Raw genomic sequence first — 24,349 nt, 5'->3', positions numbered from 1 at the left:
ATATTATTTATACAAAAAACAGCTTACCCTTCATCAGCGGAGGATAAGCTGTTTAACCTTAAAGCATAAACTTAGGGTATTCTTTCATAACGTCTTCAAGGAGAGGGTCGCCTTCTTTAAGAACGGTACGAAGCATTTCCAGAGCCTGGAAATAGGAAAAGAACATCAGACAGGAAAACAGTGTCGGTATTTTCTGGGAAAAGGTCTGCTGCAGCGAGCGTTTCTTTAAAATATTCCAGTTCTGGTAATCGTCCGATTCTTCCTGATAGAGAGCGTTCCATCCTTTGACCATGGATTCCTGTGCCTGATAAATGATGTGACCGTTTGTGACCAGTTTATCTGTCTTTTTTACATCAAGGTCAATTAAGAGTTCGTGTTCGTTTTTTATACTAAGTAAGGTCTGCTTCTCGTGACTATAAATGTCACGCACATTGTGTATGCCGATCCAGCTGGCATGATTATGCTTCGTTCCTTTATCCGGAGCGAAACACATTGGCCCCAGGACGTAGGGACATTTCTGGCTGATGCCTAAAGCTTTGCCTAACTGTCTGATCATATCATACTTAATGTTCATAGCATTAAATGACCGGTTCATTATCTGTGTGGTGGTTTCAGTGGACTTGAGAGGTGACCCATATAGATTGAAGACAATCGTGTTGTAAGTCGTTCGTACTTCTTTGGATAAATCGCAGACATAGAAGCATGTCCGGTCTATAGTAATATACTTCTGTTCAATTGATACGTCCAGATGATTCAAGATTTGAGAAACGTCTATTTTTAGATGGTCAAAAAAGGATCTGCCTCTGTCTTCCTTGATAATTGGAGTGAGGTACCGACTTGCCTGTTCCTTTAAAACATAGTCTTCCAGCTGCCTGACATACTTGTTGTAAAGTTTATCCATGAACCGTTCCCTTCGGCACTATTTAAAGCGCTATCATTATTTTTGTTAAAGTTCATAAATTCACATTCATTATAACATAACTTGGTTATATTCGGTAGATTTTAATTATATTAATTGTATGAGATTAATTTAATCCTATTTATCTACAAAACTTAATGTCAGGTGATATCAGTCTACTTAGCTAACAATATGATGAGTTTTCTTACTTAACGTTTCCAATAATGATACTCACTTGACTGAATTAGATAAAACTAAATAATTCGGTCAAAATACTGTCGAATTCAGTCCTTTGAATGAGAACGGTTGTCACTATACAGTAGGAACTGTACAAGGCCAAGTACTAATAAAGGAAGAGAATTCTCTTAGTAGAGGAAAATCAATGAGGATATTGACAGAAGAAATAGCAGATGACTTTTTCTTTGTTCATACCAGTCTGGTGCATGGAGCATTGAGAAAGTGTGGGGTCTTAAGATCAAATCAGAATTATGATGATCTGGTCCAAATAGGTTTATTGACACTTGTTAAAGTTTACGAGCAATTTCCAGAGGATCTATGTGAAGAGGAATATTTTTATCAGTTCACTGGCTTTGCCTTTCAAAAAATCAGATGGGCGATCATAGATGAGTTGAGAAAATACCAGCTCAAAAAAGAACGGGAGGAGACTGTTTCAGAATTTTTTGACGATGAAGCCGATCCTGACAGGGATAAAAACGAAGACTGGATCGTCTGGCAGCTTTTTCCGTCCATGCTGGATTGTCTGGCACCAAATGAACAAGTCTATTTAAAAGAGAGCGTACTGAACCAGCTTTCCGTAACCGATATAGCGAGAAAGCATAAGGTCAGCCGCAAAACGGTCTACCAGTGGAAAAATCGGACTGCGCTCAAACTGAATCACTTTAAAGCCGTACTGACAAACTAATAAGAGAGAAGGAAGAGACATGAGTAAAACAGTAATCATTGATGCAGGACATGGTGGGAGCGACCCGGGGGCAAAGGGTTTTGGAATAAATGAAAAAGACTGGACGCTTTCCATCAGTTTGTATCAGTATCGACGCTTAAAGGAATGCGGAGTAGAGGTCGCCATTACCCGTCAGTCAGATGTAGCCCTGAACCCGACGCAGCGTATAGCTAGGATCAGAAATCAGTATGATCTATGTGTATCTAATCACTGGAACGCCTTCAATGGTCAGGCACGAGGAATCGAGACGATTCATTCGGTTCATGCCAAAGCTGATTTTGCAAAAGCATTGGCTGAAAAATTAGCTCAAATCACTGGTCTGCCATTGAGGCGGGTATTCACTAGAGAAATTCGAAAAGGTGTCGATTATTATTATATGCACCGGTTGACTGGAAATACGGAAACGGTTATTGTAGAATACGGATTCATCGATAATCAGGTCGATCATCATTACTATTTGGATCAGGCTAATTTTATATCTGCTGCAGAAGCAGTGGTCGAATGCATTTGTATCAAAGTGGGCGTCTCATATCAGCCTCCTATAAAAAGACTGTGCTGCATTTGCCAGAATATCTAGCTAATGACAAAGCTGAATCGTTCCCGCGTTTTAAAGGGTTTCGTTTGGAGAGTATTCACAACGGGGAGCTTCGTTTCTACAACAAACCTAGCTGGTCCGACAAAGATGTATTTGGATTCATGAAAAAAGGACAGACTTTTACTGAAGTCCTGGACAAACTCAAAGTGGGATCAGGTGAACAGTATAAAGTAAGAAATGCCAGAGGACAGGTGTTTTATGTAACTGCCAACCCAAAATTTGTCCGAATAGTGTGAGTATTAAGACTAACTAAGGGAATATAACTATTATCAAGCTGAGAAGAGGCGGTTTCCATGAATAAGGATTATAATAAAAGTAAGCAAAAGGCTACTTCAAGGGAGTGGATCAAGATGCCATTCGTTATCATATGGTTGCTGTTGAATGCAGTAATTCTCCTTTTTAACTATGGAGCACATAAAAAGGTTACACCGAAAAATGATCAGTCGGATAAAAAAGAAGAGCACAATAAGTCTGGTGGATCTGAAGAATGATTAGCTTTTTTATTTGATTGAAGAAAAGTGACTAAAACAGGCATCAGCGATTGGAAAACTCCTACAGATGCCTGTTTATTAAGCTCCTTTTTAGGCTAGTTATAGCATTGAATTCAAAATGTGTGACATAATTATATAATTTCCCGTTATATGATTGACTATAAAATATATTTCGGATAAGCTAAAAAACGTAACTGTTACGATTTACATACAAAGGAGTTAGCTTTTATGAACAGAAATAAACCACTTGTTGTTTCACTGCTGGTCGGGCTTATTGTCATGATTGGTGTGATCGCTGTCCTGTGGAACAGAACCTCAACCGGATTCCCCGATCCGAGTGAAGTGACAAACCTGCCTCAGGAAGAGCCAACTGAACCGGATACTGATGCAGAGCCAGGTGAGACTGAACAAGAAGAACCGGCCGGCGAAGAACCCGAGGAACAGGTCGTCTCACGTTATGAAGAAAGCATGTTTGATCTTCCTGTCATAGGTGCGGGTGGGTTTACTTCGGTAAATACGCACTTGCGTGAAACAGCTTCAGAAGATGCTGATTCTCTAACCGTTTTACCTGCAGGTACACCGTTTTATATTATTGAGGAGCAAGGTAACTGGTGGCATGTACGAACTGAAAATCAGGAAGGCTGGTTGTCTAACCAGCTGGCTTTCATCAACTTGCCGGATGTCCTCCCTTCCGCCATTTACGATAACCCGAATACCTATGGATCGATTTTCCGTTCTTCGTACACCGATATACCTGGAATTACAGGAGAAGTATTATATGAGGGATACGGAATGAATGACCGTTTAGGTAGAGATGAGTTCATCATGCCGATCATATACAGCACAGCTCATAAAATAGCTGAAGCTCAGCAGGCTGCTTTAGAAAACAACGAGACACTTGTCATAATGGAAGTATTCAGACCGAGTACAGCCCAGGTTCTGGTCAATGAACGGTTATCAGAATTGGCCGAGCAGAACGATGAAGTCATGCAGGGTCTAACTGAAGCGCCCTGGACAATGAACTGGTTCATTAACGAAGGAGTTTCCAATCATCAGAGAGGTCTGGCAGTGGATCTGACCCTGGCACGAGTTGAGTCGGTTGAAGAACGGATCATTGATCATTATATCGTGCCGCAAGTGACCGAGTATGCCACATACGACATGTATTCTCCGATATTTGAATTGAGTACAGCATCAGCTATGCTGGAGCGACCAATTGCGGCCAGAGACCGAGTCGGCTGGCAGAACATTCCTTATATGAATCATGTCAATGAAGAGGCGAGAAGACTGGAAGCCTATATGTTCGAAGCTGATCTGATACCGATCGCCTCGGAATGGTGGCACTTCAATGATATCGATGTACTGGAAGAATTTGAAGACGAACTGGGAGACGGAAACTTCCACCTGGACACCGTCATGAACCACCTTCCGAGTGAGGCTGGCATAGTAGAATAGAAAAGGTAATCAACTCCCAGCTGGAATTATTCCATTTAGCTGGGAGTTTTTGTCTGTTTTAGTGCTGGCTGAAGTTCCGTGTCTTTATCTGTAATAAACTTCATTACGTTGCAGGTAGCGTCTAGTTCGTGCAGCAGAAAGTGGTCTGAACTACATCGGGTGACTGGCCGGTTGAGTTTAGTGTGATTATGATGGCCCGAACTACATTCTGAGAGCACTAAAAAGGAGTACAGAAGACTCAATGTGCGTTAAACTACACTGGGAGTGTTTCAATGATGTAAAATCTGGCCAGGCCAGATTGTCAGTTTAAGTTTTTGGGTTGGATTAACTGTATTCAGTAAAGTTCAGTATGGATTTTGTTTATGAACTTCATTACGTTGCAGATAAAGTCTAGTTCGTGCACAGAAAGTGGTCTGAACTACATCGGATGACTCGCCGGTAGAGTTTAGTGTGATTATGATGGCCCGAACTACATTCTGAGAGCATTAAAATGAAGTACAGAAGACTCGTTGGGCACTGAACTACACTGGGAGTGTTTCAATGATGTAAAATCTGGCCTGGCCAGATTCCCAGTTTAAGTTTTTGGGTTGGATTAACTGTATCCAGTAAAGTTCAGCATGGATTTTGTGTATGAACTTCATTATGATGTAGGTAAAGTCTAGTTCGTGCAGAAGAAAGTGGCTGAACTACATCGGGTGACTGGCCGGTTGAGTTTAGTGTGATTATGATGGCCCGAACTACATTCTGAGAGCAGTAAAATGGAGTACAGAAGACTCGTTGGTCACTGAACTACACTGTGAGTGTTTCAATGATGTAAAATCTGGCCTGGCCAGATTGTCATGTGTTATTCAATGTCAAAAATTCCATATTCTATACAATTGAAAAATATTAGTAGTTGGTCTATAGTTTCTGTAAGCGATTTAATAAAAGGAGTGGAAGTGGATAATGGTCAAGCGATTATTGAACTGTTATGCAAGTGATTTTCTCGAGATGAATAAGGAAGAGTTAAAGCAGTCGATCAAAGCAAGCGAAGGTCGGACCATTCTGTCCGAAAATATCGTCTCTACTGCGGCATCACCTGGACTAACCAATAGTGAGGTGGCCAGATCTGTCGGAGCAGACTTAATTCTTTTAAATGGCTTCGACTTGCTGGAGCCAAAAGTTAATGGGTTAGACAGCAAAGAAAATGATCCAGTGAGACGCCTGAAAGAACTCACAGGTCGACCGATTGGGGTCAATATCGAACCAGTCGATCAGCAAGCACTCATGAATGAAGATAAGCTGACGATTTCTAAAGGGAGACAGGCATTTAAAGAGACATTCGATGAAGCAGAGAACCTGGGATTTGATTTCATCTGTCTGACAGGCAATCCTGGAACAGGCGTAAGTAATAAAGAAATAAACAAAGCAATATCAGTAGCAAAAGAATCGTTCAAAGGTCTGATTATCGCAGGAAAAATGCACGGCGCTGGAGTGAATGAAGCAGTGGTCGATCTGGATGCGATCCGTTCTTTCATCAAGAGTGGAGCAGACATCATTCTTCTACCCGCAATCGGAACGGTACCCGGAGTCACACCGGACATGATTTATGAAGCCGTTCGACTATGCAAGGCATCTGACGTACTGAGCATGTCGGCGATTGGTACTAGTCAGGAAACAGCCGACCCTAGTACGATTAAGGAAATCGCCCTGCAGAATAAAATAGCTGGAGTAGATATCCAGCACATTGGTGATGCCGGATATGGGGGAATCGCACCTTATCTGAATATTCTGGAAATGTCTCGAGTGATTCGGGGGGACCGTCATACATTGGCACGCATGGCCGGATCGAATGCGCGGTAATAATACTTGAGAAGTGATTGAAAGGCACTCTTAGTGAATATGAAGCTTCTAATCTGTGATAAAAATGTAGAAGGTGGGACTTGATTGATTACTAGATTGAGAAAGCAGGGGATTCAATTATATTAACTATTCCTGTTTCAGAAGCTGAAAATATGATTTGAGTACTGAGTATAGTGTCAGTATTGACCAGTCCGGAACTGTTTTGCTCATTCCAAAATTGAAATATCCAGTTGTCGACTCGGATTATGGACAATATTATGAGAAAGATATATGGGATGATGTAGGATCTACGGTGAAATAAGGTGAATAATAGTCAATCTTAATATATATTGATTTCTAGGCAAAAAAATGGTGGAGCGTGGCTCTGCCTTTTTTTGTCTTCTTAAACATTTAGACAAAAAAGGAAAATGAATTAAAGTATTTTAGTTAGTTATCTGTTTTTTCATCAATATTATATATAGAGCCTTACTAAGGAGTGAAGAATATGATGTATAAAGACAGGACCAAACCGAATGTGCTATGTATTTTGGAGGCATTACTTATAAGAGCAGATTTGAGTGATGAAGAGAAGCAGTATGCTTATTCTCAGATGAAAGGGTATAAAGGGGAACTACACTTTGATAGTATTATTGAAAAATATCTGCCAGATTATCTGATGATACCGGATCTATTTTTGAAAAGTCAGGGTTCTACTTTTCAGATTGATATGAGTATCCTTACTGATCAGAAGATTTACATTTATGAAGTGAAAAATTACCAAGGTGAGCTTATGTATCGAGAAGGAAGGATGACTTACTATTCAAGTGGGTTGGAGATATTAAATCCAGTGAGTCAAGTCCAGAGAGCAGCTATTCTGTTAAAAAATCTATTCAGAAAACATAATATTAAACTGGAAGTCGAACCATATGTCGTATTCATTAATCCCAACTGCACCATCTATCAGTCAATACCCGATAAAAGAATTTTACTCCCAAGTCTGCTGGATAGTCATTTTAAACTGATAGAAAAACAGTCCAATATAAAAAACAGAAAACTTTTAGAAATCGCTGAGAGGTTATCTAACGTTAATTTAAAGTCATACCTACTGACTGACTTGCCAAATTATAATTTTTCCATGTTGAGAAAAGGGATATATTGCAGTGAATGTAATGAGTTTCTAGACAATATTTTGGGACGGATGTGTGTCTGTAAGTCCTGTGGATTCAAAGAATCGGCAATCGATAATGCGATGCGACATACAATAGAATACCAGACACTTTTTTCTGACGAACCTTTAAAAACTGAAGTATTGCATGCCTGGTGTGGTGGATTGCACTCAATGTACCGCCTACGTAAGGTTGTAAAGAGTTATAATGAAGAAAAATCTGGCCAGGCCAGATTATCAATGTAGTCAGTTGATGCTGTGAGAAACGTAGGGTGTAGTTCAGACGGGATGTGAGCGCTGAACTCCATTATGAGCACTTCCGAGTCGAGTTCGTGATACAAGAAGTGAGCTGAACTACACCGCCATCAGCGGGAGTCACAAAACAATTCCAGAGGTGAACTTCATTCAAGAAACGTCAGAATGCAGTTCAACTCGCTGAACCCCAATAAACTACATCTAGAAGCTTTCAATGAAGAAAAATCTGGCCAGGCCAGATTATCATTATAGCGTTTGATGCTAGAAACGCAGGGTGTAGTTCAGACGGGATGTGAGCGCTGAACTTCATTATGAGCACTTCCGAGTCGAGTTCGTGATACAAGAAGTGAGCTGAACTACACCGCCATCAGCGGGAGTCTAGTTCACAAAACAGTTGCAGAGGTGAACTTCATTCAAGAGACTAGTGTGACCCCAATAAGTTAGAGTTTTTTGCTAATTTATTTTTCTTATAGCCTACGGCTAGTTACACAGCATATGTGTATCCTTGGTTCTTTCTAAATTGAACAGGTGATTGTCGATTGAGTTTTCTCTTTAGTCTGGATTCGTTGTAATCAATAATATACTCTTCAATCTCTTTCTTTAGTTCTTTAAAGGTCTTTAGAGGCTCACTGTGATACATTTCTTGTTTCATTATTCCAAAGAAACTTTCCATAGAAGCATTATCAAGACAGTTCCCTTTTCTGGACATACTCTGAAACACTTTATTTTCCTTTAGCTTCTTAACCCACCGCTTATTCTGATAGTGAAAGCCTTGATCCGAATGAATAGTCGTTCGGTAAGTGGCGTGCTTATTAATAATTGGAAGAGCCTCTTCAAGAGCTTGCATGACAAAGTCTACATTGGGTGTATCAGATATACTGTAGGAAATGATTTCAGAATTATATAAATCAAGAATAGGGTTAAAATAAAGTTTCTTGCCTTGGGCACATTTCATTTCAGTCACGTCTGTCACTAGTTTTTGAAGAGGAATAGTGGAGTGAAACCGACGGTTTATAAGGTTTTTGGCTATTTTACCTACTGTCCCCTTGTAAGAACTGTAACTCCGCGATTTACGTGAAAACTTATGACACTTTAATCCTAGTTCCTGCATAATACGCTGCACTTTTTTATGATTGATTGTATAGCCCATGAAAATCAGAATATCATGAATGGACCGGTACCCTGCTCGTTTGTCTTTATCGAGGAAGATTTTAGTAATCAGCGTTTTCCACTCGCGATCAGGATCAGGCTGATTCATACGTTTTGCGTGGTAATGATAGGTTGATTCAGCTAGTCCAATGATTTTCAAAGTGTCTTTCAGTTTGAATCCTTCATGGAGAAGTAGGTACGCCGCTTTTGCTTGTTCTTTTCGGGAAGGCGCTTGTCCTGAAAAGTTTCTAGCTTTTTTAGGTAAGCAAGCTCCAGTCTCAGAAGTTCATTTTCACGCTCGAGTTTAGCGAATCGCTTTGCGTCAAAGTCTTTAAGCTTTTCATTTTTAAGCTTCTCTTTTTCTTTTTCTCGTCGTTCAATCTCAGCCACAGGTGTCCGTCCTTTCGTTTCCGTCAGGGCCTCCACACCTTCAGTTTGAACTGTTTTATGCCAGTCCCTGACAGTGGATCCAAACCGAATGCCGAAGGCATCAGCTGTCTTTTGGTATGAGAGCCTCGTCGTTTCTCTATATCTTAATACATCCAGCTTAAATTGAACAGGAAAGACCGATTGTTTTTCCGGCTCTTTTAGCCCATCTTTGCCAAACATTTGATATAAATTAACCCATGTCCTCGGATTACTAGGTCCGGAAAGATTATATTTCTCTGATAAGCTCTTAAACGTCGAATGGTGGTTCAGGTAGTCATTTACAACTTTTAGCTTAAGTTCATAAGAATACTTCTTCAAAATTATAGCCCCCAAATAGTTGATTTTTCACTCCAACTTATTGGGGTCAGACCAGACATCAGAATGCAGTTCAACTCGCTGAACCCCAATAAACTACATCTAGAAGCTTTCAATGAAGAAAAATCTGGTCTTGCCAGATTATCATTATAGCCTTTGTTGCAGTCAGTCACCCTCAGCATCTTTCTAATCAAGTGCTTAAACCACTATTTTAGTCTTACCCTGTGATACACTGATAATATAATAAAAGTATGAATGAAGGACATGGGGAGGATCAATAAATGCAGGAAGAAATCAGTAAAATAGATATCATATCAGAAGATGATATGTCAGAATTCGAGCGAAGAGAAGGATTGAAATCCAGACTGATGGAAGAAGAAGCACGTCGCCGGGGCTACGAGGTGAAACGTCTAACCTTTAACACTACTCTCATATCGATTCAGGGAATAGATGTATTATTCAAAGATATGAACGGCCCGTTATCATCCGCAGCCTTAAATACTGTTGTAGATGACAAGCATGTAACCCGGACACTTCTTAAAGCGGCTGGACTCACTGTGCCTCAATCGACTTACCTGCCAATCAGTGAACAGGAAGAGATTGTTTCGTTTGCTGAGTCCATCGGTTACCCGGTCGTACTGAAACCAAACGGACTGGCACGGGGGCAGGGTGTCTTTATGAACCTCTCCAATATAGTAGAACTGAAAGAAGCGATAAGCAAACTGGAAAAGATTGTAGATGACAAGCAGGCATCCGTCCATGTGGAGAAGCATTTTATGGGTGAGGATTTCAGATACGTAGTGGTTGATGGAAAAGTCATCGCAACCAGCCAGCGTGCCAGGGCTAACGTAGTCGGTGACGGCTCGCATACGGTTCTGGAGCTGATCGAATCAAAGAATAAAGAGCGTTTAAAAGACAGGGATCTGAAAAACTTTCTTATCCCAACTGATATCGAGAAATTAACTCGTCTCTCTAGAGAAGGGCGCTCGCTCGATACCGTTCCTGAACGTGATGAAAAAGTGATCCTGCGAGATGAATCGAATATTTCCAGTGGGGGTGAAGGGATCGATTTTACAGAGACGGTACATCCAGAATTTGAGAAACTGGCTCTTCGGGCAGTCAAAGCGATACCAGGACTTAACTATGCTGGAGTCGATATGATACTGGAAGACATAACTGAAGCCCCGACTCCTGAAAATCATGTCGTGACAGAAGTCGAATTCAGCCCAGGACCAGTCAGTATGTTTCCTTGGAGAGGTGAAGTAAGAGATATGCCCGGTCCTATCCTTGATTTTTATGAAAGAAATTTGGATAGACTTAGACTGGATCAGTGATAGACTGCCAGCAATTCTCGAACCCTTTTGACAACCATCATAAACCATATACTTTGAATCCGCTTTTTCCTGTTGGTATACTTAAAGTAGACTAAAGGAATAGGAGGAATGTGTTTTGGCAGAAGATATCTTAAGAGACCGTATCGTCACTATATACAAGAGTGGAGAAGGAATCAACGGAAAAATTGCAGAACTCAAGACAGCCTTTCCAGACGGAGAAATCATTCAGAACGTCGAAGAACTTTATGAAGAAGGATTACTTGAGGTCGATTCAGAAAAGGGTTCCGGAAAAGATGCCTTTCTGAATAGAGGCGAAAGCGATCAGGAAGTGACCGAATTCTGGCCCGAGAATTTGAAGTATAAAGGATAATCAATATGAACTAAAAGACACCATTGCGGTGTCTTTTTTTATCTATGGTGGGTAATAGTAATCGAAAGTCTAGTTTTCTGGTTTATTGAAGAAAGCTGACTATCTCATAAGTTTAAACTATTTGGCATTCGCAGGCTTGTATTATTCCCAATCTCCCATATAACACTGTTATGAAGTTGTTCATCACAAGCATCATAAGATAAATACCTCATAAAACCTAGTTATGAGATTTTCATTGAATAATCACAATAGTGTAAGATTGTGACTCTGTTTTTTTGTTGAAAATTGGAGTATAGTATAAAACATAACTAATAACTTCCCGTTTGTCGATTGAAACAAGTCATTTTACTCATACTCCAAGGAGCATAAATCATTGAATTCTAAAAAGATTATAGGTTACAGTATTATTCTAGTATTTATCATTCTGACAGCTGGCTACTTATACTATCAGAATAACGCAATTGAACTGTCTATATACGACTTTGAACAAGAAAACATTCCAGAAACCTTTGATGGGTATACGATTGCTCAAGTGTCAGACTTGCACAACAAAGAATATAACGGACGCCTGACGACTGAGCTTGAGGAGCAGAATCCGGATATTATAGTTGTGACGGGTGATGTGATAGATCGAAACCGTACAGATATTCCAGTAGCCGTTCAGGCAATGGAAGAAATGATGAACATCGCACCAGTCTACTTCGTTACCGGCAATCATGAGTTGGCTTCAGGCGTATACCCTGAGCTACAAAGAGAAATCGATCGCATTGGCGTTATTGACTTAGATAATTCATATGAAAGACTGGAAATTGAAGACCAGGAAATCGGACTTATTGGAATCGAAGATCCTCTTTTCCTGCTTCTTGATGATATTATGGAAGTCGGATCTGAAGAATTGCTGATACAAGCGAGAATTGAAGGCCTTATTGAAGAAGCTGGGACTGACTTTAATCTGCTTCTGTCACATCGAGCCGAATTGATGTCGGTTTATGCGGCTGCAGATGTGGATCTGGCTCTGACCGGACATGCGCATGGGGGGCAGATTCGTCTGCCATTCATCAATGGACTCTTTGCTCCCTCTCAAGGTTTTCTTCCTGACTACACCAGCGGCCAGTATAGTGAAGACAATACCCACATGATTGTCAGCAGAGGATTAGGCAACAGCATTTTTCCACTGCGTATCAATAATCGTCCTGAGCTTGTCATTGTGAATTTGCATTCATCAAGCAATTGACTGGAAAGTGTCTTTCAAATAATAGAAATTGAGAAGTAAGGAATCTTTCAAAGCTGAGTAGATTAGTGTATAATCATTAAGACTATTAAGGTCTTACGATCATAAGAAATAACGTTGTTCGAGTGTGAGAGTTTTTCAAAGCTGTCCGTCGACGATTTGAAGTCTGAGGAGGGGTTAAATGCCCATTTTCATAAGCTGGATTTGTCTTAACATAATCGTTTTGCTGTTTAATTATGGCGCTCAAAGGGATTAATCCTAGTAATAGAAGCTAATCGTTTCAGGCAAGATGTTTTATCTGGCTGGATACTTGATGCGGATTGAACATCTGTGGAACGGACCTATGTTGTCGGTACACGGGTGTTCTTCTGTATGCATAAACATGAAAGGGTTTACTGAAAGGGATTAAGAAGGGATCTCACTAGGAGTGTTATAAAGTTGGGAAAACAGATAAATTTAACTCTTAAAGATCTAATTAATCTTTAGTCAAAGCTGGACATAGTTATCAGCCTGACATTCAACAGACTTTAAATCAGGAGGTTATTAAAAATGGAAATGGTGACTGACCATGGGCGACTGTCCAGATTAATCAAAAGTTTACAGGAAGAATCAGGCTTTTCCTTATTTACTGAACCATTTAATGTGGAAGACTATGCAACGAAACTTATAGATAAAGGAATCAGTATGGTCTTCGTCGAGAACGGAGAGGATGCCGGGCTGGTGTCATTCTATGCTAATGACTCTATTACACATATAGCTTATATTGCCTTAATTGGAGTGTTAGCTGTCTATCAGGGAACAGGAATTGCTCATCAACTGATGGATATCTGTATCTCCCTGTGTATTGAAACAGGGATGAAACAAGTCAAGCTTGAAGTGTCAAAAGGCAATAGTCGTGCGATAAGATTTTATGAGAACTATGACTTTAACTTTATGCAAGACGCAGCAGATTCATCAGTGGTAATGATAAAAAAAATCGGCAATACTAAAGGATTATACGCAGGTTAAGGCGACAGCTGGTTCAGTGACTGGCGATGTTAGCCGCGCTTTTTTAGCTTCTCGGTGTAACATTTGTAATGTTTGGTCATCAAAATGTAATTTATTATATTTTTTGAATTATCTTAAATGTTTTAATGCTGATTCAAGATAATATTGAGTTAAAATTAGCATATAATTTTTAATTACATCACTCATATTATTTTTTCGGTCAGGACTATACTTGTATTAATAGATATTTAAGACTATTATGTGGGTATCCAATTACTATAACGCCCCTTCTTAAGTATCTTTTCATAATTACTCCTTACTTCACTTTATCAGTTTTATTTTTCCTCGAAAATCACCTTATCTTTCCTGTATTTTATATATTTCACCCACCCATATTTCCTTACGAATCCAGATAATATGTAATTTATATCGCTAAACTACTTTGTTAACTTGGGCTGGTTAAGCTTGGTATTAAAGTTATAAAGTATAACCTCATGTTTCCTCATTTGTTTCTACCATCATCTTGTCAATGAGCTTTTTCATCTCTTCGATAACATTCCGTCACATCAACCCGATTAAATTTTTCTCCAGCTGAGCCTTTCAATCATATTTTTAGTTTTTTTGCACTTTCCTATCACTTGAAATCATTTGTCTATTTATTCTATATGCTTAACCTCACCAGAAAATACCCACCTCAATAATAATCATCGATATATTAGTCATTTTATGCCACTTCAATTTTTAATACCCACCACAGTTAGTAAAACACCTGCTTTGTTTACTCACTCTTAAAAAAAGACATTTAAATACTTGTACTTTATGGTAATCACCTTGAATTGTTTTGCGGAGGGGGCCTAAGAAACGTTTACTGAATTGCCAGGATTCCAGTATGGTCACTTTAATGTGGTCGAAAAAAGGAAGAGGGAGAATCATGGAAAACGATTATGTTAAACAGTCGGTAACTAAGAGGAGAAATATAGAGCGTCTGCTTTATTTTTACTTTAAAAGGGTTTCTGACTTCATACTATCTGCCGGAGCAATTGTTGTTCTGCTTCCATTACTTTTGTTTCTGTCATCATTTTACTTATATGGTGAGAACAAAGGCCAGATCCTGTTCAAACAGAAAAGGGTAGGCCAGAACGGGAGAATGTTCTATATCTATAAATTTCGTTCTATGGTCAGTAATGCAGAAGAAATGCTTAAAAAAGATAACGATTTATATGAGAAATACTGTGCTAACAACTATAAACTTGACCCTGAAGAAGATCCAAGGATTACTAAATTCGGAAAATTTATCAGGAAAACCAGTCTTGACGAACTCCCGCAGTTCTTCAACGTTCTGAAAGGCGAAATGAGTCTGGTTGGGCCAAGGCCGGTAGTGAAAGAAGAATTATTGGAATACAAAGACAGGACAGACAAGTTTCTGTCAGTTAAGCCAGGAATTACTGGGTATTGGCAGGCAAACGGGAGAAGCAATGTAGGTTATCCAGATAGGGTGAACATCGAACTGTACTATGTCGATCATCAGTCAGTAAAGCTGGATTTGAAGATTATCATACAGACCTTTGCAAAAGTCATCTTGAGAAAAGGTGCATATTGAGATAAGTAGGATACACATATTTTCAGTTATATAGACAGTTTCTTGTCAGAGACTATAAGAGAGGAGTTTTAAACAATGGAGAAAAAGAAGGTGCTGCTTATAGCAGAAACGATGGAAGGTGGTGTTCGACGACATGTCATGGATCTGATCAATGGGTTGGATACGGATCGATTCACACTCACCCTTGTTTACGGAAATAGAGTCGACGCACCTTTTAGTAAGAATATGAATAAGTTGAAAGAAAAGGCTGTACTGATTCATCTTCCATCCCTTACTAGGGAAATCAATATAAAGGAAGATATGAGAGCGTTGACGACATTAAAAAAAATCATTAAGTTAAATAATCCGGATATCGTTCACTGCCACAGTTCCAAGGCAGGTGTGGTAGGAAGGTTGGCTGCTAAATCAAGTGGTGTAAGAAAAGTTTTCTATACGCCACATGCCTACTCGTTTCAGAATGATTCTTTTTCCCAGTCCAAGAAACGACTATTCATTACTATAGAGAGACTGTTAAGCAGGCGCTCGACTACTTATACCTTTAACGTATCCCAGCAAGAGCGTTCAGAAGCCATCAGGAGAAAAATAGATCGGGAAAATAAATTCAAAGTCGTCTACAATGGCATTCCCATGGTCGATCTTCCGGATAAGTATCAGCTGAAGACAGAATTAGGACTGACCCCGGATACTTACATTATAGGTAATAACGGACGGTTGAGTTATCAGAAAGACCCTCTCAGATTTTTGATGATTGCTGATAAAGTTATTTCTCGTAACAGTAATATACATTTCGTATGGGCCGGAGATGGCCCTTTGAATGATGAGTGTCGGGAATATATCCGAGCGCATCAGCTTGAAGATAATGTCCATCTTCTGGGATTCCGTGATGATGCCGAACTGATCGTAAGTGCATACGATCTGTTTCTGATCACATCCAGGCATGAAGGACTCCCTTATAGTCTCATTGAGGCAATGAGAGCTTCAGTACCGATTATAGGATTCAGAGACTCTGGGATCGATGAAATCGTGACAGAAGAAAACGGAGTAATGGTAGATGGAGTAGAGCAGGCTGAAGCGGCAATACTTCAATATGTAGAAAACATGACCTTTTCCAAGGATATCATTTACTCTAATTTTCAACATTATTATTCAATAGACAAAATGCTGAAAGATCTTCAGTCAGTATATGTGTCTTAATCAAATGGAAGATATGCTTACTTGAAATTGTTATCAGCTGTTCTGTATCTCATCCATTACCTTAGGAGGGTCAACTCATGGAAGAAATCAGTTTGATTGAGTTTCTTAAAATTTTTAAAACTTACGCTAAACTTATCTTTGTATTTGTCATTATGTGGACCGGTCTTATCTCAGGACTTACATTCTTTGTCGTCTCTCCTCAGTATAGATCTTCAGCTCAGATACTCGTCAATAGGGTTCAAGATGAACAGACGATTCAAAGTAGTGATATTGAGACAAATGTACAGCTGATCAATACATTTAAAGATATTCTGGTCAGTCCTGTCATACTCGATGAAGTCCTTCAGCAACTGGGAAGTGAGATGACGTCTGTAGATCTGGCAAGAAAAATTACTGTCAGTAATCAGTTCAATTCTCAGCTGTTCACACTTGAAGTAAGAGACACTAGTCCACAACAGGCAGCAGTGCTGGCTAATACAGTAGCAGAGACTTTTCAAAGCAATGTCGGGGAAATTATGAATGTAGAAAATGTGAGTATCATATCCAGTGCCGCTCCAAACTACACCCCAGTGTCTCCGAACAAGCCATTAAGTGTCATCATGGGAGTTATTATTGGATTGGGGACAGGCGTAGGTACGGCATTTGTCCTGTTCTTTATGGATCATACGGTTAAAAGTGATAAATTCATTTCTGAAAAAATGAAGTGGAAAGTACTTGGTCAGATAGAAGAGGTGTCTATGAAAGAATTGATCATGCTGGAAAAAGAAAAATCAGTTGAAGAGATAAGGACACCTTCTATAGTCAAAGGAAAAACATAAGGAGGAGAAAAGATGGCTGCTTTACTGAGAAGAGTAAGGGCTGACAGCAGACTCACAAAATTGGTTGTCAATCAGAATAAATTTACACATGTATCTGAACAGTTCCGGACGATCAGAACCAATATTCAGCATTCGGTTAACACAGGAAAAATAAAATCGATTGTCATTACTTCTGCTAGAGATGGGGAGGGGAAATCATTTGCAGCAGCTAATCTGGCAGTTACACTGGCTGCAGAAAATAAGAGGATTCTGCTGGTCGATGCGGATTTTAGAAAACCTTCTATTCATAAAATTTTCAAAGTGGAGAATGATCGAGGACTGACAACCCTGCTTACAAATCCTTCTCTGCAAGCTGAGTCGCTTATTCAAATCGATCTCGAAAACAATCTGTTTATTCTTCCATCGGGTTACATTCCCTCCAATCCCTCAGAACTTCTCAATTCAGACAGAATGGATGATTTAGTAAAAGAACTCGAAGAATCATACGATCTTATTATCTATGATATGCCACCTGTGCTCTCTGTAACAGATGCCCAGATTGTTTCAGGGAAAGTGGATGGGACGATTTTCATCATTTCAAAAGGCTATGTCACGGAAGAAGATGTCATTAAAGCTGGCGACTTACTTAATATTGTAGATGCGAATATCATCGGTGCGATTATCAATAAAATCGAAAGAAGCAAGAGAAAATATGTTTATGTACCTGAATAGCGGACTTTCCGAAGCTTTTAAATAGAGAGTGTGTATATGAGAGACCATATTTTTTTAGAGGAGATGAGGAAATGGGGCTGGCAGCTGTAGAATTAAAAATAAATGATACGGATATCCCTTACCGGTCACTTTTTCTTGTCACATTATTGACATCTGTAATAACAGTTGACCTCGGGGAATTGAATCTGTCCATAGGAGACATCCTTCTCATGTACCTGAACTGTATGCTGCTTCTTTCATTGAAATATAACATGAAGATGGATCAGCATAGAAAAAAATGGATGCAGAGAATTCTCATTACGATCACAGCAATTCTATTTTTATCCTATCTGAGTCTTCAGAACTATATTCTGAATGGATACGGATTAAGTAGAGGGATTATCGAACTGATCAAATTTACTGTAGCCATTAATTATGGGATTGTTTTTTCCATATACTTCGCTTATGCAAGAAAGGAGGACGTCAGGCTGTTCCTGAAGTGGGTCATGTTGTCAGGGATAATTGTTGCTGTGACAGGGATTGTAGGTGTTTTGCTTTATCAAATCGGAATAGTCACTCCTTTTGTCATGAACGGTCAGAGAGCAAAGGGAACATTATCTGATACTAATATAATGGCCATTTACATGCTGACGATAGCTCCACTGGTATTTATCTATTATAGGAAAACAAAGGCGTTGGCAGTTTTTCTACTATTTGCAGCATCTGTACTCGCCACGAGCAGCAAGGCTGCGGTCGTTGTTTCGGTCTTTCTCGTCTTTTGTTTCCTGCTTCTTCTATTACTGACAAATAAAATGAACAAGTTTTTCAGATACTTATTTATTGCAGTATCTTTATTATCTGCCGTTTATATTGCAGTAAATAATTTAGCGGTATTTCATCTTCTGTCTCAGCGTCTTTCTGAACTAAGAAGCGGCGATCACAGTGTAGTTACCACGGGTCGAACGGATCTCTGGCTCGTCTCGCTGGCATTGATGGCTAATCCCATGTTTCTGATTTTCGGCATCGGCTACGGAGCATTTGCCAATTATATGGTTAATGTCGATGTGCCGTATTATCTCACAGAAATCAAACTCGTTCATAATACTTACTTGTCAATGTTTGTTGAAACTGGGGTGGTAACCTTTATCATTATGACTGGATTGAGTGTCTATCTTCTGATACGGACGTTCATCGAAGCACTCGTTACTCGGCACTATGTTCATATTTTTCTTTTAATATCTCAGTTGAGTCTGATTATTGGTATGAACCAGGTGAACTTACAGAACAACCGTTATGTTTATTATTTATTCATTTTTTACTTTTTTGCGATCAACAAGCGACATTCCGCTCTCATGACCAGCATCATGGAGAGGGAATCAGGGCATTGATCAGCCGTATCTATTCAGCTGGAAAAGAGGATGACTATGAATACTGATGAATCAATGAAAGATAAAACGATAAAAGGAATGGTATGGAGCTTTCTAGATACTGTTGGGTCTAAAGCCATTCAGTTGATGATGCAAATTTTTCTTGCCCGGCTATTGCTGCCTCATGATTATGGGATCATTGGTATTGTTACAATCTTTCTCATGCTCTCTCAGGTACTGACAGACAGCGGATTCGCCAATGCTCTAATAAGGGAAAAAGAAGTAGATCAGAAAGATTACTCTACAGTCTTTCTATATAATATGGCAGTGGCTGTTACTTTATATCTGATTCTCTTTCTTTCCTCGAGTCAGATCAGTCGGTTTTTTGAACTCCCACAGCTGGAAAACGTGCTGAAGGTTTACGGGCTGATCATTATTGTTGAAGCAGCAGGCATGGTCCAGAAAGTCATTCTTACAAAAAATCTTGAGTTTAGTATACAAATGAAGATAAACCTGACTGCTTCTGTCGTTTCCGGAAGTATAGCAATCACGTGTGCTGTATTAGGATTTGGTGTCTGGAGTCTAGTTGTTAAAATGCTGCTGTTCCAGTTTTTTCAGACGACTTTTTACATTTATTTCAACAGATGGAAACCAACGTTTCTTTTTAATAAAGCCTCTTTCAATAAATTATTTACGTTTGGATGGAAGCTGCTTGTATCAAATGTCATAACAGTTTTGTATGAGAATATATATGTGCTGATCATCGGTAGAAGTTTTTCGACAGCCAGTCTGGGTTACTATACTAATTCAAGAAAAATAAGTGATGCTGCATCCTTTCCAATCGCATTATCAGTTGAGAAAGTCAGCTATCCCGTGCTTAGCAGGTATCAGGATGATGATCATCGACTGAAAGAAGGGTTCAGAAAAGTCATAAGAGCTTCCGTATTTATAGCATTCCCAGTCATGCTGGGGCTGGCAGCAGCTGCACCGGTCCTTTTCCGATTACTGCTTGGAGAACAGTGGATACCAGCCACGTCATATTTTCAGATCTTATGCTTCTCTTCTCTATTTATCTCCCTTCATATGATCAATTTAAATATTTTAAATGTTAAAGGCCGGTCCGATCTATTCCTCAAGGTCAATCTTTTCGAGAAATCTATAGGATTTGCCATCGTTGCAGGGGTCGTGGGGTTTAACTTAGGAATATTTGGTCTTTTGTGGGGCCTCGTACTCAGTTATTTCTTCACTTATTTCATCAATGCCTCTTACTCAAAAAGATTGATTGGGTATTCGATCCTGGAGCAGATAAACGATATCAAAGGTATTGCATGCGTTTCAGCTTTAATGGCCATTTCAGCATACAGTATGAACTATGTGTCCTTCGGAAACGACTGGATACTGCTTCTCAGTCAGATGACAGTCGGTATAGCTGTATATATCTTGCTATCATATTTGTTCAGGATAGACGAACTGAAGTTGGTCTATCAGCTGATGGCTCCGATCCCTCGAAAAATTTTTCAGAAAAAGCCTGCATAGCTTCACGTATTAGATAGTTTTACTACCAAGGAGGAGGTCAAGATGCAGAATCGAAGGAAGAGACGGTCGTTCAGTCAGGAGTTCAAAAAGCAAGTCGTTGATCTATATCACTCTGGAAAATCCCGCAAAGAAATTATTGCTGAATACGATCTGACGCCGTCAGCATTTGATAAATGGGTCACTCAGTACAGTAGTGCACTAAAGGAACAGTCATACTTGAACCGAAATCAGACATTCGAACAGTCGGAGTGTCTTGATAAGTTGAGAAAGGAGATAGAGACGTTGAAAATCGAGAATTCTATCTTGAAACAGACCGTCATTATCTTCAGTAGAATGGTCGACTGAACATCATACAGGCAGAAGGTACTTTAAAGTCAAACCTAACGGAAAGGCAGGTGGTCTTGTGAGCAGCAAGGCTTTTAAATCTAAACAGTATATTGTGGCTGATCACATGGAACGTAATAGAACGTACGAAGATATTGTCTTTCATAATCTCTATGCGAAATTATACGAAGAGAAGGAAAACGGAAAGGCTCAGACATTTTTATTTAGAAATCAGTATGGAGCTGTTGAACATACTTTCATTAAACGAAAGATACCGTATGTGATAAACGGGGATGACTATTACGACATTACGACGGCATATGGATATGGTGGGCCGATCCTTAGAGACGTTAAAGATACTGATCGGCTGCTCGATTCTTATTACACTGCCTTTCAGCAGTACTGTCTGACCAACCGAATCGTTTCAGAATTTATTCGTTTTCATTTATTCGAAAACATCGAGGTGAGAAAAAGGTACTATGGCGATGTAGCTGTGATCGGTCCGCATGTCTCTAGAAATCTAACTAAACCATTGTCCAGCGATATACACAAATCAGTCAGAACATCATTAAGAAAAGCAGATAGTATGGGGCTGACCTTTTCAGCTGATGATTCGGAAGCAGGTTTGAAGGACTTTCTATCCGTATATAATGCGACTATGGACCGGCACGATGCCGATTCATTCTACTATTTTAAAGAGTCTTTCTTCCAGCAGCTTCATGAGTGGCTCGAGGGACATTATATCTATACTAAGGCCATTGTGGACGGCAAAGTGGTTTCCTCATTTATTACACTTTTTGGGAAAAGTCACGCTTTCGGTTTCTTGGGAGGAACGCTGGAAGACTATTTTGATTCTCAGGCTTCCACTTTTCTAGAGTGGCATACAATGGAATGGTTAAAAAAAGAAGGGTTGACTCACTATACAATAGGGGGCGGCATTAAAGGCGAAGACGGCTTATTTAAATATAAAAGTAAATTTGATAAACAGGGGATCCATCCATTTTATGTCGGCAAGAAAATACACAATAAACAAGTCTACGATTACCTGGTTAATCAAAGATTGAAGGAAAAGAACTTCAATGCCCGATCTGACTTTTTCCCGCTCTATCGTCAGTAAAGTATCCGTAAGCAGACAGCTCTGCTTTTTAGCAGAAAGGGAGAGAATAATGAATCCTAAAGTTAGTATCATTTGTATAGCTTACAATCATGCAAAATACATTGAAAAAACGCTTCAAAGTTTCCTCAGGCAGCAGACTGATTTCGACTTTGAAATTCTTATCCATGATGATGCGTCAACGGATGGAACAGCTGAAATTATAAGAAGATATGAAAAAAACTATCCGGATATTATCAAACCTATCTATCAGAAGGAAAATCAGTATTCACAAAATGTCGAGATCGTCTATCAGTTCAATTTTAAACGGGCCAGAGGTGAATATATTGCTCAAAGTGAGGGAGACGACTATTGGACGGATCCGTTCAAGCTCCAGAAACAATATGATTATCTGAATGAACATCCTGAAGTCAGTGCATGTATTCATCCTGATAAAATGATCAACGAAGAAGGCACGATCATCGTCGGTTACCGCAAGCTTTATTCATCAGACCGATTAATGTCTGTCAAAGAAGCACTATATGAACAGAAGACGGTCTCTACGAATTCTATCTTCATGAGAAATTATTTTACACCTGATTATATTGTTCCTCAGTGGTATTTCGATGCAGATGTGACTGACTTTCCGTTGATGTTGTATCTGGCGACCAAAGGACCGATTTATTATATGAACGAAGTGATGAGTGCATATAGAGTATCTGCTCAAAACTCATGGACCCAGCGCGTTATGACGGATTCAGAAAAAAGAAGGAAGCACGTAGACCATATGATTCAGCTACTGGAATCTTTCGACACCTATACTAACTATGACTATACAAGATTTGTAAGTAGACAGATTAGAAAAAACAGACTCGGGTATCTGATGGCAGATGAATATTTGAGACTCAATGATCCCGAAACTTTTTATAAACGATATAAAACTAAACGTATAATTTCAAGGATCAAATACAATCTTTACAGTATACTTCCACGTACGGTCATACTACACAGACAATTAAAAAACAGTCCTGCGGCTCTGAGACTCAGAAAAAAAGAAGTCTTTCCTTTTGACTGATTACTGTTGCTTAAAGGATGAGATAGAGTATCGGAATAGAGCCCAGTACGAATAAGGAGTGAAAGTCTGCATAGGAGGAAATGATTTGGAAACTGAAAAGAAATGGTGTGTGAGTAATCAGCCTTTTTATAAAAAGGGGCATTGGCCTGAAAGGGTTGATCCAGGGTATTCAATAGAGTATGCACAACTTTATGAAGTAAAAGAATCTGGTACTGCAGAACGTTTTAGTTACAAGAGTGAGAAAGGAAGAGTCGATCATGTGTATATTAAACGAATGATTCCTTTTATCCTTGGAAATGACACGTATTATGATATTACAACACCATATGGGTATGGTGGGCCAGTCATTATTTACGGAGAAGATACTGAAGGGCTGCTTAAGGAATACTATCAGGCATTTCATGCATACTGTATTGACCAGAGAATTGTCAGTGAGTTTGTCAGATTTCATCTATTTGAAAGCAACAACGTCAGGGAGCAGTATTATGGGGAAGTCTCCCTTGTTGGAGCCCACATCGTTAATCCCTTATGTGACCCACTTAAATCAGATATGTCTTCCGATGTTAAAAGAAGTTTGAGAAAAGCCGAGAAGCTGGGAATGACCATTCATTTTGATACCACTGGAGAAAATATCGATCAGTTTCTGGCCATCTACTGCGATATGCTGATAAGAAATCAGGCAAGCAGCTATTACTATTTCGACCGTGAGTTCTTTGATGATCTGCATAAAAAGTTAAAAGGCAGGTTCGTATACGTCTTTGCTGAAATCGATGGAACAATTATTTCATTAAGACTGGCTTTATATGGCAGCAGATACGGATTCGGGTTCCTCGGTGGAACTTTGAAGGAGTTTTTCCATACACAGGCTACTACAGTTGTAGATTATCATATACTCGAATTTCTTAAGACACAGGACTGTTCATACTTTTCTTTTGGAGGAGGAATTAATGGAAATGACGGCATCTATAAATACAAAACAAAGTTCAATAGAAATGGCGACCATCCATCTTATGTTGGTAAAAAAATCCATTTACCAGAAGTGTATGACTTAATAGTCAGTAAACGATCGGAACTATCCCCGTTTGACCCGGACACGTCATTTTTCCCTCTATATAGATCCTAAAGCTAGTCTACAGCACTATTAACCTCAACAAGACTTTCCACTAACCAGATGTCTATCCCTCCAGAAAACTTTC

The 24,349-nt window shown here is 39.4% G+C and carries 23 protein-coding genes and 1 pseudogene; 21 read left to right on the top strand and 3 right to left on the bottom strand.

Features of this window, described 5'->3' with window-relative positions:
* Window positions 1–58 precede the first annotated feature (58 nt).
* Window positions 59–901 carry a competence protein ComK gene (locus tag BMX79_RS03930; protein WP_091479343.1) on the bottom strand — a complete coding sequence of 281 codons (843 nt, stop codon included), beginning with the start codon at window positions 899–901 and terminating at the stop codon, window positions 59–61.
* Window positions 902–1,280: 379 nt separating this feature from the next.
* Between BMX79_RS03930 and BMX79_RS03925 the strand changes: the two genes are divergently transcribed.
* The 7 genes from BMX79_RS03925 (at window position 1,281) to BMX79_RS03895 (ending at window position 7,632) form a co-directional block, all read left to right on the top strand.
* The gene (locus BMX79_RS03925; protein ID WP_091479340.1) at window positions 1,281–1,820 is read left to right on the top strand and encodes a sigma-70 family RNA polymerase sigma factor; all 540 of its coding nucleotides are present in this window, start codon (window positions 1,281–1,283) and stop codon (window positions 1,818–1,820) included.
* 19 nt (window positions 1,821–1,839) lie between these two features.
* Window positions 1,840–2,436, top strand: coding sequence for an N-acetylmuramoyl-L-alanine amidase family protein (locus BMX79_RS03920; RefSeq protein ID WP_091479338.1), 597 nt, complete (start codon window positions 1,840–1,842; stop codon window positions 2,434–2,436).
* The gene (locus BMX79_RS03915) at window positions 2,421–2,690 is read left to right on the top strand and encodes a hypothetical protein (RefSeq protein ID WP_091479336.1); all 270 of its coding nucleotides are present in this window, start codon (window positions 2,421–2,423) and stop codon (window positions 2,688–2,690) included. The genes BMX79_RS03920 and BMX79_RS03915 overlap by 16 nt, the downstream gene beginning before the upstream one ends.
* A gap of 57 nt (window positions 2,691–2,747) precedes the next feature.
* Complete coding sequence (locus tag BMX79_RS03910) at window positions 2,748–2,945, top strand: hypothetical protein (RefSeq protein WP_091479334.1); 198 nt, start codon at window positions 2,748–2,750, stop codon at window positions 2,943–2,945.
* Between the two features lie 228 nt (window positions 2,946–3,173).
* Window positions 3,174–4,400: an SH3 domain-containing protein gene (locus tag BMX79_RS03905; protein WP_091479331.1), complete on the top strand. Its 1,227-nt coding sequence runs from the start codon at window positions 3,174–3,176 to the stop codon at window positions 4,398–4,400.
* A 945-nt stretch (window positions 4,401–5,345) separates the two neighbouring features.
* Window positions 5,346–6,242, top strand: a complete 897-nt coding sequence (locus BMX79_RS03900; protein WP_091479329.1) for a DUF7916 family protein — start codon at window positions 5,346–5,348, stop codon at window positions 6,240–6,242.
* 484 nt (window positions 6,243–6,726) lie between these two features.
* Entirely contained in the window at window positions 6,727–7,632 is a 906-nt protein-coding gene (locus BMX79_RS03895) for a nuclease-related domain-containing protein (protein WP_091479326.1), read from the top strand.
* A gap of 493 nt (window positions 7,633–8,125) precedes the next feature.
* Here BMX79_RS03895 and BMX79_RS03890 read toward each other — a convergent pair.
* A pseudogene (locus tag BMX79_RS03890) lies at window positions 8,126–8,989 on the bottom strand (IS3 family transposase); the annotation flags it as partial.
* Entirely contained in the window at window positions 8,959–9,537 is a 579-nt protein-coding gene (locus BMX79_RS03885; protein ID WP_091479321.1) for a hypothetical protein, read from the bottom strand. The gene BMX79_RS03885 and the pseudogene BMX79_RS03890, both read right to left, overlap by 31 nt.
* A 278-nt stretch (window positions 9,538–9,815) precedes the next feature.
* On the opposite strand from BMX79_RS03885, the gene BMX79_RS03880 reads away from it, so the two are divergent.
* From BMX79_RS03880 to BMX79_RS03815, 14 genes are all read left to right on the top strand, one after another.
* Window positions 9,816–10,868: an ATP-binding protein gene (locus tag BMX79_RS03880; RefSeq protein ID WP_091479320.1), complete on the top strand. Its 1,053-nt coding sequence runs from the start codon at window positions 9,816–9,818 to the stop codon at window positions 10,866–10,868.
* A gap of 115 nt (window positions 10,869–10,983) precedes the next feature.
* Complete coding sequence (locus tag BMX79_RS03875) at window positions 10,984–11,238, top strand: hypothetical protein (RefSeq protein ID WP_091479317.1); 255 nt, start codon at window positions 10,984–10,986, stop codon at window positions 11,236–11,238.
* A gap of 373 nt (window positions 11,239–11,611) precedes the next feature.
* Window positions 11,612–12,472: a metallophosphoesterase gene (locus tag BMX79_RS03870; protein ID WP_091479315.1), complete on the top strand. Its 861-nt coding sequence runs from the start codon at window positions 11,612–11,614 to the stop codon at window positions 12,470–12,472.
* A 546-nt stretch (window positions 12,473–13,018) separates the two neighbouring features.
* On the top strand, window positions 13,019–13,477 hold the full coding sequence (locus BMX79_RS03865) for a GNAT family N-acetyltransferase (RefSeq protein WP_091479313.1): 459 nt from the start codon (window positions 13,019–13,021) through the stop codon (window positions 13,475–13,477).
* Window positions 13,478–14,387: 910 nt separating this feature from the next.
* Window positions 14,388–15,056 (top strand): sugar transferase, encoded by a 669-nt coding sequence (locus tag BMX79_RS03860; RefSeq protein ID WP_091479310.1) that lies wholly within the window; start codon window positions 14,388–14,390, stop codon window positions 15,054–15,056.
* A 75-nt stretch (window positions 15,057–15,131) separates the two neighbouring features.
* Window positions 15,132–16,250, top strand: a complete 1,119-nt coding sequence (locus BMX79_RS03855; RefSeq protein ID WP_091479309.1) for a glycosyltransferase — start codon at window positions 15,132–15,134, stop codon at window positions 16,248–16,250.
* A gap of 77 nt (window positions 16,251–16,327) precedes the next feature.
* The gene (locus tag BMX79_RS03850; protein ID WP_091479306.1) at window positions 16,328–17,068 is read left to right on the top strand and encodes a YveK family protein; all 741 of its coding nucleotides are present in this window, start codon (window positions 16,328–16,330) and stop codon (window positions 17,066–17,068) included.
* Window positions 17,069–17,080: 12 nt separating this feature from the next.
* Window positions 17,081–17,779 carry a CpsD/CapB family tyrosine-protein kinase gene (locus tag BMX79_RS03845; RefSeq protein WP_091479305.1) on the top strand — a complete coding sequence of 233 codons (699 nt, stop codon included), beginning with the start codon at window positions 17,081–17,083 and terminating at the stop codon, window positions 17,777–17,779.
* A gap of 71 nt (window positions 17,780–17,850) precedes the next feature.
* The gene (locus tag BMX79_RS03840) at window positions 17,851–19,146 is read left to right on the top strand and encodes an O-antigen ligase family protein (RefSeq protein ID WP_091479302.1); all 1,296 of its coding nucleotides are present in this window, start codon (window positions 17,851–17,853) and stop codon (window positions 19,144–19,146) included.
* A 36-nt stretch (window positions 19,147–19,182) separates the two neighbouring features.
* Complete coding sequence (locus tag BMX79_RS03835; protein ID WP_170230977.1) at window positions 19,183–20,661, top strand: lipopolysaccharide biosynthesis protein; 1,479 nt, start codon at window positions 19,183–19,185, stop codon at window positions 20,659–20,661.
* Between the two features lie 42 nt (window positions 20,662–20,703).
* On the top strand, window positions 20,704–21,006 hold the full coding sequence (locus tag BMX79_RS03830) for a transposase (protein WP_091479298.1): 303 nt from the start codon (window positions 20,704–20,706) through the stop codon (window positions 21,004–21,006).
* A 58-nt stretch (window positions 21,007–21,064) separates the two neighbouring features.
* The gene (locus tag BMX79_RS03825; protein WP_091479296.1) at window positions 21,065–22,102 is read left to right on the top strand and encodes a GNAT family N-acetyltransferase; all 1,038 of its coding nucleotides are present in this window, start codon (window positions 21,065–21,067) and stop codon (window positions 22,100–22,102) included.
* 49 nt (window positions 22,103–22,151) lie between these two features.
* Window positions 22,152–23,153, top strand: a complete 1,002-nt coding sequence (locus tag BMX79_RS03820) for a glycosyltransferase family 2 protein (protein WP_170230978.1) — start codon at window positions 22,152–22,154, stop codon at window positions 23,151–23,153.
* A gap of 85 nt (window positions 23,154–23,238) precedes the next feature.
* Window positions 23,239–24,276 carry a GNAT family N-acetyltransferase gene (locus tag BMX79_RS03815; protein ID WP_091479290.1) on the top strand — a complete coding sequence of 346 codons (1,038 nt, stop codon included), beginning with the start codon at window positions 23,239–23,241 and terminating at the stop codon, window positions 24,274–24,276.
* The last annotated feature ends 73 nt before the right edge of the window (window positions 24,277–24,349 follow it).

This window comes from Alkalibacterium pelagium (genome assembly GCF_900109325.1).
GTDB lineage: Bacteria > Bacillota > Bacilli > Lactobacillales > Carnobacteriaceae_A > Alkalibacterium > Alkalibacterium pelagium.
This window is presented reverse-complemented; position numbering and strand designations above follow the sequence as displayed.

What these genes read in the sequence shown, in the direction of transcription:
- BMX79_RS03865 (WP_091479313.1), top strand. Translation starts at nt 13,019, where the DNA reads ATGGAAATGGTGACTGACCATGGGCGACTGTCCAGATTAATCAAAAGT.
- BMX79_RS03900 (WP_091479329.1), top strand. Translation starts at nt 5,346, where the DNA reads ATGGTCAAGCGATTATTGAACTGTTATGCAAGTGATTTTCTCGAGATG.
- BMX79_RS03845 (WP_091479305.1), top strand. Translation starts at nt 17,081, where the DNA reads ATGGCTGCTTTACTGAGAAGAGTAAGGGCTGACAGCAGACTCACAAAA.
- BMX79_RS03820 (WP_170230978.1), top strand. Translation starts at nt 22,152, where the DNA reads ATGAATCCTAAAGTTAGTATCATTTGTATAGCTTACAATCATGCAAAA.
- BMX79_RS03830 (WP_091479298.1), top strand. Translation starts at nt 20,704, where the DNA reads ATGCAGAATCGAAGGAAGAGACGGTCGTTCAGTCAGGAGTTCAAAAAG.
- BMX79_RS03840 (WP_091479302.1), top strand. Translation starts at nt 17,851, where the DNA reads ATGGGGCTGGCAGCTGTAGAATTAAAAATAAATGATACGGATATCCCT.
- BMX79_RS03920 (WP_091479338.1), top strand. Translation starts at nt 1,840, where the DNA reads ATGAGTAAAACAGTAATCATTGATGCAGGACATGGTGGGAGCGACCCG.
- BMX79_RS03905 (WP_091479331.1), top strand. Translation starts at nt 3,174, where the DNA reads ATGAACAGAAATAAACCACTTGTTGTTTCACTGCTGGTCGGGCTTATT.
- BMX79_RS03835 (WP_170230977.1), top strand. Translation starts at nt 19,183, where the DNA reads ATGAATACTGATGAATCAATGAAAGATAAAACGATAAAAGGAATGGTA.
- BMX79_RS03850 (WP_091479306.1), top strand. Translation starts at nt 16,328, where the DNA reads ATGGAAGAAATCAGTTTGATTGAGTTTCTTAAAATTTTTAAAACTTAC.
- BMX79_RS03930 (WP_091479343.1), bottom strand. Translation starts at nt 901, where the DNA reads ATGGATAAACTTTACAACAAGTATGTCAGGCAGCTGGAAGACTATGTT.
- BMX79_RS03910 (WP_091479334.1), top strand. Translation starts at nt 2,748, where the DNA reads ATGAATAAGGATTATAATAAAAGTAAGCAAAAGGCTACTTCAAGGGAG.
- BMX79_RS03855 (WP_091479309.1), top strand. Translation starts at nt 15,132, where the DNA reads ATGGAGAAAAAGAAGGTGCTGCTTATAGCAGAAACGATGGAAGGTGGT.
- BMX79_RS03895 (WP_091479326.1), top strand. Translation starts at nt 6,727, where the DNA reads ATGATGTATAAAGACAGGACCAAACCGAATGTGCTATGTATTTTGGAG.
- BMX79_RS03860 (WP_091479310.1), top strand. Translation starts at nt 14,388, where the DNA reads ATGGAAAACGATTATGTTAAACAGTCGGTAACTAAGAGGAGAAATATA.
- BMX79_RS03880 (WP_091479320.1), top strand. Translation starts at nt 9,816, where the DNA reads ATGCAGGAAGAAATCAGTAAAATAGATATCATATCAGAAGATGATATG.
- BMX79_RS03925 (WP_091479340.1), top strand. Translation starts at nt 1,281, where the DNA reads ATGAGGATATTGACAGAAGAAATAGCAGATGACTTTTTCTTTGTTCAT.